The organism is Methylorubrum podarium (assembly GCF_022179745.1).
Classification (GTDB): Bacteria; Pseudomonadota; Alphaproteobacteria; order Rhizobiales; family Beijerinckiaceae; genus Methylobacterium; species Methylobacterium podarium.
In genome coordinates, this window is record NZ_BPRD01000140.1 from 1 (window position 1) to 10,009 (window position 10,009).

Here is a 10,009-nt window from a genome sequence, read left to right on the forward strand (position 1 = left end):
GGGCGCCGGGCGGGATCGGCGCGGCGGCGGGATCGGTGAGCCGGCGGATCGCGGCGAGCGCCGGCAGCGTCGGGACGAAGGGGCCGTCGCCGGCCTCCGCGACGAGGCTCCACACGGCGCGGCTCGGCCGCCCGGCGGCGTCGCGGCCCAGGACCTCGACGCTCATGCCGCCGCGGTCGCTGCCGAACCGGTCGAGCCAGCCCGCCATCGCCAGGAAGGGTCGGGCGAAGGGCAGGAGGGAGGGCAAGAGCGAGGGCATGAGGCGCCACCGCACCGGCAGGGTCGCGAGGCTCAGGCCCAGATGCAGCGCGGGCAGTTCGAGCCCGGCCCGGAACAGGGCCGTCCGCAGCGTCGGGAAGCGGGCGGGGAGGATGTCGAGGTCGGGCGTCTCGCACAGGCTGGCGAAGCGCCGGCCGAGGCCCGGCACGGTGATCCGGTCGAGCAGGCCCCAGCCGGGCCGGTTCTGCCACGTGCCGGCCCGCAGCACGCGCACGGGCCGCCCGGCATAGGAGAGGATCGCGCGCATCACCGAGAGGCCGCGGGGCGCCCGGTTGCCCGGCACGATGGCGACCCGCACCGTCTCGACCGAGCGCCAGCCCGCGGTGAGCGCGTCGAGCGCCGCGTTCGAAAGGGCCGGGGTCGAACTCGCGCCGGTGAGGGCGACGACGCCCGCTGCCCGCGCCGCCGCGTCGAGGGCAGGGAACGCCGCCACGAAGTCGCGCCCGTCGGCGAGGTCGAGATAGGGCAGGCCGGCCTCGATCGCCGCGCGGCCGAGCGTCGGCACGCCGCCCTGGAACGGTCCGGCGGCATCGACCACGACCGCCGCTCCGAGCGCCCGCAGCTGTGCGGCCTCCGCCCGCGTCGCGTCGAGGCGCGCGGCCCGCCCGCGCCCGTCCGGCACGGTGCGGGCGACGGCCTCCGCCCGCGCCAGGTCGCGGCCGGCGACGATCACGCGAAGGTCGGTGGTGGCGGCGAGGCCGGCGACGAGCCGCGCCCCGAAGGCGCCGGCCCCGCCCACCACGAGGATGGCGGGCGGCTGCGTCAGGGAATCGCCCCCTGCGGCAGGGCCGAGCCCGGCGCGCGCGGCGGCGGGAGATGGGGAGCCGGCTTCACGCCGGCGGCCTTCGCGGCGTCGCGCGCCGCGGCCTTGGCGGCCTTCTCCGCCTTCTCCGCCTCCGCCGCGACGGCTTCGGGCGTGGGCGCCATGCGGCGGGCCTTCGGCGGCGGCAGGAGCTTGCCCGAGGGCGCGGCGCCGCATTCGCGGAAGCGGAGCTCGGCCAGGGGCTCGCCGGTCTCCGCGTTGATCGGCAGGTTGTCGGGGAGCGGCACCAGGGACGCGTCCCACTGGATCCTGCCGCCGATGGTCCCCTCCAGCGTCGCCGGGGATCCGCCCCGGCGCAGGGACAGCAGGTCCGGCCCGTAGGCGGTGGCGACCTTGCCGGCGACCACGACCTGGAGAACGCGGGTCGTGTCGGGGGTGAGCGGGCGCAGGGGGTTGTCGATCGTGATGGCGCCGCTGCGGGTCACCCACAGCTCGATGGTCTTGGCGATGCTCGTGGCGGTGCCCTGGTAGCGGACGGCCTCGCCCGGTTCGCAGGCGACCGGCGGCGCGGCGAAGTTCGTCGCGGCCGGCGCCGGGACGGCCGACGGGATCGGATTTGCCGCCGGCTTCGGATCCGCAGCCCTGGCATCCGCGGGCGCCGCCTCGGCCGGCCGCGATGCGGGCTTGGCCTCGGGTTTGGCCTCGGGCTTGGCCTCAGGCTCGGCCTGCGGCTTCGGACGGGGCTTGGGCCGCGGCTTGGGCTTGGGTTTGGGCTTCGGCGCTTCCGGCGCCGCCTCGGACTCGGCGGGCGCCTCGTCCTGCGCGAGAGCCATGGGAATCATCGCCGGGCCGAGCGCCATCCAGGCCGCGAGTACGGTGATCGGACCGAGCCGTCTCATCGGGTTCATCGGGCCGTCCGGTGCTTCGCCTCGTTGGGCGGGGTCGGGGCGGGCTCCAGCGTCTGCTTCAGCGCCCGGTCCTGCTGGTCGAGAAGTTGATCGAGCATCCGGCTATCGAGTTCTTCCGCGTCGAACCTTCGGGAATCCCCGGGGTCGCTCCCGTGCACGGGACGTACGGAGGTGTCCACCACCTCGCCCTCGATGATCGGACCGTCGGCGGTCCCGCCATCGATCACGCGGGCGTCGAGCACCTGCGCCCCGCGGTCGATCGGACTGGGTTGCCGGCCAATCAGCACCTTGGAGACGGCATCCGCGTCGTCGGCCCACTCCTCCTCGCGGGGGAGGCGCAGGGGAGGCCGGCGCGGCCCTCTGGAGAGCGTGACCACGAAGATGCAGGCGAGCAGGGTCGCCGCCACGGCGGCCAGGATCACCAGGGTTTCCATGATCGGGCCGACCCTAGACCGGATCGCGCGCCGTTGCACCTGCTGGGGACACGGCCTCCCATTCGGGAACGGTCCTTGCGTCGCGGGCCGAAGGGTGAGAACCGCGTGGTCGCCTCCGCCCGACGGTCACCGGCCGCTCACGCTCAGGAACGCTCGATGCCCCTCGAAGACCCCCGCTCCGGCCAAGCGCAGCCTCCCGCGCCGATCCCCGCCGCCCCGCCCGCCCAACCGGCGGCAGCCCCCGCGCGGGCGACGGATCGCGACGCCCCCGATTTGGAGGCCGAGCTTCTCGACCTCGTCGCACGCACCCGCGAGCAGGCGAGCGAGGACCCGTTCCGCAACCCCGTGCTGGCCGTGACGCTCGCGATCACCCGCCGGCTCGACCGCGACGAGATCGGCGAATCGGATCTCGACGCCCTGCTCGCCACCCTGCGGCGGCGGGCTCTTTCCGCCCGGGCCGAGCGGCTGCGCGGCTATGTCGGCCTCGATGCCGACGCCTCGACCGGGGAGCCGGCCCCCGTGGCGGAGCTCGCGAATCGGCTCGTGGCGGCGGTGGCGCGGGGCTCGGGCGACTTCGAGACGTTCCGCGACCGCGTCGGCCGCACCGCCTTCGCGGCGGTGTTCACGGCGCACCCCACCTTCGGCATGCCGCGGGCCGTGGCCGAGTTGATCGCGCGGGCCGCCTCGCTCGCCGACGCCGACAAGCGCGCGCCGATCATCGGCGAGGCCGCCGCCCGCTCGACCCGGCCCGACCCGCAGATCAGCCTCGACGACGAGTTCGAGCAGGCCTGCGTCGCCGCCAACCACGGCCGCGCGGCGATCGACGCCTTCAATGGCGCGATCCTCGACGCCGCCCGCGCCCGCTGGCCGGATCGCTGGACCGAGCTCGTGACCAAGCCGCTCGCCATCGCGAGCTGGGTCGGCTGCGACACCGACGGCCGCACCGATATCGGCTGGTGGGACACCATGCGCTACCGGCTGATCTCGAAGCGCATGCAGTTCGACCGCCTCCTGCGCGACCTGCCGGACATCCCGGCGACCCGCGTGGTGCGCGAGCTGACCGCGGGCGCGCGGGCGGCCGTCGAGCGTCAGCTCGCGGGCGCGCCACTGTTGGGCACCAAGCCCTCGTTGGAGGCGGTCCACCGCTTCGCCCTCGGCCTCATCATCGAGCGCGAGCGGGCGCAGACCGATGCCGGGCCGATCCTCGCCGGGCTCGCCGCCGCGCTCGGCGCTGCCGAGACCGACGCGGATCGCCGCGTCATCGCCGTGCTGCGTTCCGGCGTCGCCGCCCACGGCCTCTCGAACGCCCTGCCGCATTTCCGGCTCAACGCCAGCCAGATCCACAACGCCGTGCGGCGCGTCATCGAACTGGAGGGCGAGCCGACCGACGCCGCGCAGCGCCGCTCGCACCTCGCGGCGATCAACACGCTGCTCAACGACGTGCGGCCGGTGCCGGTCGATTTCGGCGCGCTCGCTGCCGAGCGGGCCTCGGCCGCGCGGCTGATGATGACGATCACCCAGATCCTCAAGCACGTCGACGGCACCCACCCGGTCCGCTTCCTCATCGCCGAGACCGAGACCGGCTACACCCTGCTCGCCGCCCTCTGGCTCGCGCGCCACTACGGCATCTCCGACAAGCTCGAGATCACGCCGCTGTTCGAGACGGCGAGCGCGCTGGAACAGGGCATCCGCGTCCTCGACGACGCGCTCCGCAACCCGCATTGGCGCGCCCACCTCAAGCGGCTCGGCCGGCTCTCGGTGCAGTTCGGCTACTCGGATTCCGGGCGCTATGTCGGCCAGTTGGCTGCGACCTTCTGGATCGAGCGCCTGCGCCTGCGCATCACCGAGCTGATGACGCAGAACGGGCTGTCCGACATCGAGCTCGTCATCTTCGACACCCACGGCGAGTCGATCGGCCGCGGCGCCCACCCGACGAGCCTGCGCGACCGCCTCGCCTACCTCGCGCCCGAGGATTCGCGTCGGCGCAACGCGAAGGCCGGCATCCGCGAGCGGCTCGAATCGAGCTTCCAGGGCTCGGACGGCTACCTGATGTTCGGCTCGCCCGAACTCGCCGGCGCCTCGGTGGCCCGCATCGCCGAGCACGTCTTCGCCGACGCGCTGACCGAGGACGACGCCTTCGCCGACTACGCCCTCAACGACCGGGCGGCCGCCCCCGTCGCCGACCCGATCTACGAGGAGGCCGACTTCGCCGCGGAGTTCTTCCGCGTGGTCCGCCAGGACATGGAGACGCTGGTCGACGACCGCGGCTACGCGGCCCTGCTCGGCACCTTCGGCCCGAGCCTGATCGACCGCACCGGCTCGCGCCCGGTGGCGCGCCAGTCGGACGGCGGTGGCCCGGCCGCCATCACCCATCCGCGCCAGATGCGGGCGATCCCCAACAACGCGATCCTGCAGCAGCTCGGCTATCTCGCGAACTCGCTCCACGGCGTCGGCCGCGCCGCGCACCGGGCGCCGGAGCTGTTCCGCCACATGCGGGCGAACTCCGTGCGCTTCTCCCGCGCCTTCCGCCTCGTGCAGCACGCCGCCAGCGTCGGCGACCTCGACGTGATGCGCGCCTATATCGACACCCTCGACCCGGCGGTCTGGCTGGAGCGCGCCCGCCGCACGCGGCGCGACGCCCGGCGCGACGAGCTCGTCACCATCGCCGCGGCGCTGGAGCGGCTGAACCTCGCCCCCGATCTCCGGCGCCTGTTCGGCCGGCTCACCCGCGACGGGCTGTTCCTCCAGGCCGCGGCGCCGGACCTTGCCGCGATGTCGACTCGGCTCGCCCTGCTCCACGCGATCCGCCTCGCGCTGATCCACCGGATCTGGTTCCTGGCCGCCCACATCCCGAGCTTCCGGCCGCAGGCGGGCCTCACCCGGGAGATGCTGCTGGAGCGCTTCCTGCGCCTCGACATCGACGGCTGCCTGAAGCTGCTCGACGAGATCTATCCGGTCACGCCCGACCCGACGCTCGGCCTCAATTTCGGCGAGCCGCCGGGACCGCGCGACGTCGGCACCTACGAGACCGAGCATAATACCCTATTCGGCCCGATCCGGCGGATGTTCGAGCGGGTGCGGGAGATCTCGGGGATCATCCAGCACGAGGTCGGCGCCTTCGGCTGAGGGCGAAAGGCGAGGTCGAAAGGAGAGGGCGGCCCGCCGCCCCCTCCGGTCTCAGTGCTTGAGCATGCTCTCGAAGCTCGCGTCGGGCTCGACCTTGCCGGCGAAGCGGGCGAGCCGGCTCAGGCTCGGCTCGGCGAGGCCGCCGGCATTGGCGTAGGTGGCGAGCGCGAAGCTCACGAGGAGCTCGGCCTCCTCGTGGGTCATGGCCCGGCCGCTCAGGGTACTGGCCGCCCCGCGCACCGCGAGGGCGGCTTGGCGGAAAGCGGGGTCGTTCTTCAGTTCGTCCAGGCGACTCATCGGGCGTCCTCGGGGCCGTATTCGGTGGTGCATGGTGCCGCCGGCCGGGCGGCGCGGCCGGCAATCTCTCGTGAAACGCGCGTCGCGCCCTCCCGTCTCCCGAACGGGCCGGACTCGCGCGCGGCACTCTAAGCGCGGCTTAAGTGAACTCCGCCCGAACGGAAACCTCGCCCCAACCAAGGCGCGGTCCGGTTGTTTCGTCATCCCCCTCGCCATCGCCGCGGGCAGCGGTAGATTCGCAAGTTCGCGAAGGGCCGTCGGCAAAGACGGCCTGCATGGGAGGGCGCACCATGGAACGCAGCGAGGGTCCCGCCACGGGGATCGGTCCGGACGAGACGCGGGAGCCCGCCTATCTCGACGGCCGCCGCGCCGCCGAACGGCGCGAGGCACCGGACGGCAACCCCCATCCGCCGGGCTCGGGCGAGCACCGCCTCTGGCAGGCGGGCCACGCCTCGGTGACCGCGCCCGACGTCGTCGCCGACAAGATCGGCGATTTCGCCTGAGGGGCCGGCCCGAAGGTCAGTGCAGGGGAGCGACGATGCGGGTGCTGGAAACGCCGGACGGGCGCTACATCGTCGTGCACGGCCGGCTGTGGCGGCGGCACCGGCCCGATCTCGAACCGATGCAGCGCGACCGCCTGGTTCGCGACCTGATGGATGCCCGCCGCGCGGTGCGCGCCGCCAAGCGTTCCGGCGACGAGGCGGCGCTCGTCCGCGCCCGCGCGGCGGTCGATGTCGCCAAGAACGGGCTCGGCGAGCGGGGACCGGTCTGGTGGACGGACGGCGCGCCCGACCTCAACCGGCGCATGATCGCCAACACGCCCTACGCCGAGTGGTACGCCGCCCTGCCCGAAGCCGTGAAGGCCGACCACGACCGCCGTTGAGTGGGAGAGGGCGGGCCGATGCAGCATTTGCTGCAACGCTCGTGTGCGCGACCGCACAGACGGTTCCGCGGTTTCGCCCGAACCGCGCCCGACTCCCCCTCCGCAGCGCGAAAGCCTCGGCCACGACCGAGTCGTGCGATTGCCACAGCCTCCCAGTTCTGATTAATTGCAGATAAGAAATGCAGTCGAGGCCCCTCCACGGCGTCCGCATCGTCGCGGCGGAGCGACAACGCCGCCCCCGCGACCGACGACAGCATCACCAAGAGCCGGACGGCATCGCCCGTGAACCGGCCGCCACGGCACCGATCCACCCGCCCGTCGGGCTTCGGACCGGTCCCGGTACGGCATCCATGGGGTACGGCAGATCGATCCGGCGGCCGGGCGGGCATCCCTTCCGCTCGCGCGCCCTCCAATCTGAAACGGCAGATGGCAGCGATGATAAAACTCACGGTCAACGGAGCCGAACGCAGCTTCGACGGCGATCCCGAGATGCCGTTGCTCTGGTATCTGCGTGACGAACTGGGCCTGACCGGCACCAAGTTCGGCTGCGGCATCGCCCAGTGCGGCGCCTGCACAGTCCATCTCGGCGGCACCGCCGCGCGGGCCTGCGTCACCCCCGTCTCCGCGGCGGAAGGCCAGGAGATCACGACGATCGAAGGGCTCTCGCCCGACGGCAACCACCCGGTCCAGGTGGCGTGGCGCGATCTGAACGTGGCCCAGTGCGGCTACTGCCAGACCGGCCAGATCATGCAGGCGGCCTCGCTCCTGAAGGACAGCCCGAAGCCGACCGATGCACAGATCGACGAAAACATGAGCGGCAACATCTGCCGCTGCGGCACCTATCCGCGCATCCGCGCCGCGATCCATCAGGCTGCCGGCCAGACGGCGCCCGCGACCAAGGGAGACCGCCTGTGATTCACGAAATCAAGCTGATGGCCGACCTCGCCGCCTCCGACGCCGGCCCGGTCCGGATCGACAACGTCAGCCGCCGCGGCATCCTCGGCGGCATGGGCGCCCTCGTGCTCGCCCTCTCGCTCACCGATCGCGCCAAGGCCGACGAGGGCCAGACCGAGGAGCAGAAGGCCAAGAAATTCGGCGCCGACGGCATGCCCAACGGCTGGCGCGACGACCCGAAGATCTTCGTCGCCATCGCGAAGGACGGCACCGTCACCGTCACCAACCACCGCTCCGAGATGGGCCAGGGCGTCCGCACCTCGATCGCCTTCACCGTCGCCGACGAACTCGAGGCCGACTGGTCGAAGGTGAAGGTGGTCCAGGCCTGGGGCGAGGAGACCCGCTTCGGCAACCAGGACACCGACGGCTCCCGCTCGCTCCGCCATTTCTTCCAGCATTTCCGCCATGCGGGTGCGGCGGCGCGGCTGATGCTGATCCAGGCCGCCGCCAAGCAATGGGGCGTGCCGGCCGGCGAGGTGAAGGCCGAGAACCACGTCCTGACCCACGCCAAGTCCGGCCGCACGCTCGGCTACGGCGACGTCGCCGAGGCCGCCGCCGGCCTGCCGGTGCCGGCCCGCGAGAGCGTGGCGCTCAAGAAGCCGGAAGCCTTCCGCTACATCGGCAAGGGCAAGATCGGCCTCATCGACAACCACGACATCACGACGGGCAAGGCGATCTACGCCCTCGACGTGAAGCTCGACGGAATGCTCTACGCCGTCGTCGCCCGTCCGGCCGTCTACGGCGGCAAGGTCGTGAGCTACGACGACACCGAGGCCAAGAAGGTCCCGGGCGTGGTGAAGATCCTCAAGATCGACGGCGGCGAGATCCCGTCCGAGTTCATGCCGCTCGGCGGCGTCGCGGTGATCGCCAAGAACACCTGGGCGGCGATGAAGGGCCGCGAGGCCCTGAAGGTGACCTGGGACGATGGCCCGAACGCCGGTTACGACACCGACGCCTTCCGCAAGGAACTGGAGAAGGCTGCCCGCGCGCCGGGCAAGGTCGTGCGGGTCGCGGGCGACGTCGATGCGGCGATGAAGACCGCCAAGACGAAGCTCGAGGCCGAGTACTTCGTGCCCCACCTCGCCCAGGCGCCGATGGAGAACCCGGCCGCGGTCGCGCGGATCAAGGACGGCGCCTGCGAGATCTGGGCCTGCACTCAGGGTCCGCAGGCCGCCCATGACCGCGTCGTGAAGCGCCTCAACCTCCCGGCCGACAAGGTGCGGGTGAACGTGACGCTGCTCGGCGGCGGCTTCGGCCGCAAGTCCAAGCCCGACTACGTGGTCGAGGCGGCGCTGTGCAGCCAGGCGATGGACGGCGCGCCGGTCAAGCTGGTCTGGACCCGCGAGGACGACATCCAGCACAGCTACTACCACACCATCTCGGTGGAGCGGATCGAGGCCGGCCTCGACGACAAGGGCATGCCGGTGGCGTGGCTGCACCGCTCGGTCGCGCCGACGATCGGCTCGATCTTCGCCCCCGATCCGAAGCACGAGCTGCCGTTCGAGCTCGGCATGGGCCTCGTCAACAACCCGCTGGCCCTGAAGAACCTGCGCTTCGAGAACCCGGAAGCCTCCGCCCACACCCGGATCGGCTGGTTCCGCTCGGTCTCGAACATCCCGCACGCCTTCGCGATCCAGTCCTTCGTGGCCGAGCTCGCCCACGCGGCGGGCCGCGATCCGAAGGACTACCTGCTCGACCTCATCGGACCGGCCCGGAAGATCGACCCGACCGAGATCGGCGACGTCTGGAACTACGGCGAGGACCCGAAGCGCTACCCCGTCGATACCGGCCGCCTGCGCCGCGTCATCGAGACGGTGGCCGACGGCGCCAAGTGGGGCCGCAAGCTGGAGAAGGGCCGCGGTCTCGGCATCGCCGGCCACTACAGCTTCGTCACCTACACCGCGGTCGCGGCCGAGGTGGAGGTCGATGACAAGGGCCAGGTGAAGGTCCACGCCATCGACATCGCCGTCGATTGCGGGCCGCAGGTGAACCCGGAGCGCGTCCGCTCGCAGATGGAGGGCGCGGTGGTGATGGGGATGGGCCTCGCGCTCACCTCGAAGATCACCTTCAAGAACGGCCGGGCGCAGCAGGCCAACTACGACGGCTACGAGGTCCTGCGCATCGACGCCGCCCCGAAGGCGGTGCGGGTCCATCTCGTGCCCTCGAACGACTACGACAGCCCGCTCGGCGGCGTCGGCGAGCCGGGCGTGCCCCCGGTCGCGCCGGCCATCGCCAACGCGGTCTTCGCCGCCACCGGACGCCGGGTGCGCGAGCTGCCGCTGCGCGACCAGCTCAGCACCTGAGCGCCTCTCGACGCTGGAGCGGGCATGCTTCCCTCTCCCCCCTCCGGATGTCGGGCTTGCCC

General features: G+C 72.5%; 9 protein-coding genes. 5 read left to right on the forward strand and 4 right to left on the reverse strand.

Going from position 1 to position 10,009, the window contains the following annotated elements:
* From MFF42_RS07545 to MFF42_RS07555, 3 genes are all read right to left on the reverse strand, one after another.
* A partial coding sequence (locus tag MFF42_RS07545; protein WP_238255193.1) for a saccharopine dehydrogenase family protein occupies positions 1-1,021 on the reverse strand: 1,021 nt, incomplete at its 3' end.
* A 20-nt stretch (positions 1,022-1,041) separates the two neighbouring features.
* Entirely contained in the window at positions 1,042-1,941 is a 900-nt protein-coding gene (locus MFF42_RS07550) for a hypothetical protein (protein ID WP_238255194.1), read from the reverse strand.
* Positions 1,942-1,946: 5 nt separating this feature from the next.
* Positions 1,947-2,384: a hypothetical protein gene (locus MFF42_RS07555; protein WP_238255195.1), complete on the reverse strand. Its 438-nt coding sequence runs from the start codon at positions 2,382-2,384 to the stop codon at positions 1,947-1,949.
* Between the two features lie 156 nt (positions 2,385-2,540).
* Between MFF42_RS07555 and MFF42_RS07560 the strand changes: the two genes are divergently transcribed.
* A complete protein-coding gene (locus tag MFF42_RS07560) occupies positions 2,541-5,510 on the forward strand; it encodes a phosphoenolpyruvate carboxylase (RefSeq protein ID WP_238255196.1) in 2,970 nt (989 codons plus the stop codon).
* A 51-nt stretch (positions 5,511-5,561) separates the two neighbouring features.
* On the opposite strand, the gene MFF42_RS07565 is transcribed toward MFF42_RS07560, so the two are convergent.
* Positions 5,562-5,807: a hypothetical protein gene (locus tag MFF42_RS07565; RefSeq protein ID WP_183436985.1), complete on the reverse strand. Its 246-nt coding sequence runs from the start codon at positions 5,805-5,807 to the stop codon at positions 5,562-5,564.
* 290 nt (positions 5,808-6,097) lie between these two features.
* Here MFF42_RS07565 and MFF42_RS07570 point away from each other — a divergent pair, with 290 nt between their 5' ends.
* From MFF42_RS07570 to MFF42_RS07585, 4 genes are all read left to right on the forward strand, one after another.
* Complete coding sequence (locus MFF42_RS07570; protein WP_238255197.1) at positions 6,098-6,310, forward strand: hypothetical protein; 213 nt, start codon at positions 6,098-6,100, stop codon at positions 6,308-6,310.
* 35 nt (positions 6,311-6,345) lie between these two features.
* On the forward strand, positions 6,346-6,690 hold the full coding sequence (locus MFF42_RS07575; protein ID WP_238255198.1) for a hypothetical protein: 345 nt from the start codon (positions 6,346-6,348) through the stop codon (positions 6,688-6,690).
* Between the two features lie 435 nt (positions 6,691-7,125).
* Entirely contained in the window at positions 7,126-7,605 is a 480-nt protein-coding gene (locus MFF42_RS07580; RefSeq protein ID WP_238255199.1) for a (2Fe-2S)-binding protein, read from the forward strand.
* The gene (locus MFF42_RS07585) at positions 7,602-9,947 is read left to right on the forward strand and encodes a xanthine dehydrogenase family protein molybdopterin-binding subunit (RefSeq protein ID WP_238255200.1); all 2,346 of its coding nucleotides are present in this window, start codon (positions 7,602-7,604) and stop codon (positions 9,945-9,947) included. The genes MFF42_RS07580 and MFF42_RS07585 overlap by 4 nt, the downstream gene beginning before the upstream one ends.
* The last annotated feature ends 62 nt before the right edge of the window (positions 9,948-10,009 follow it).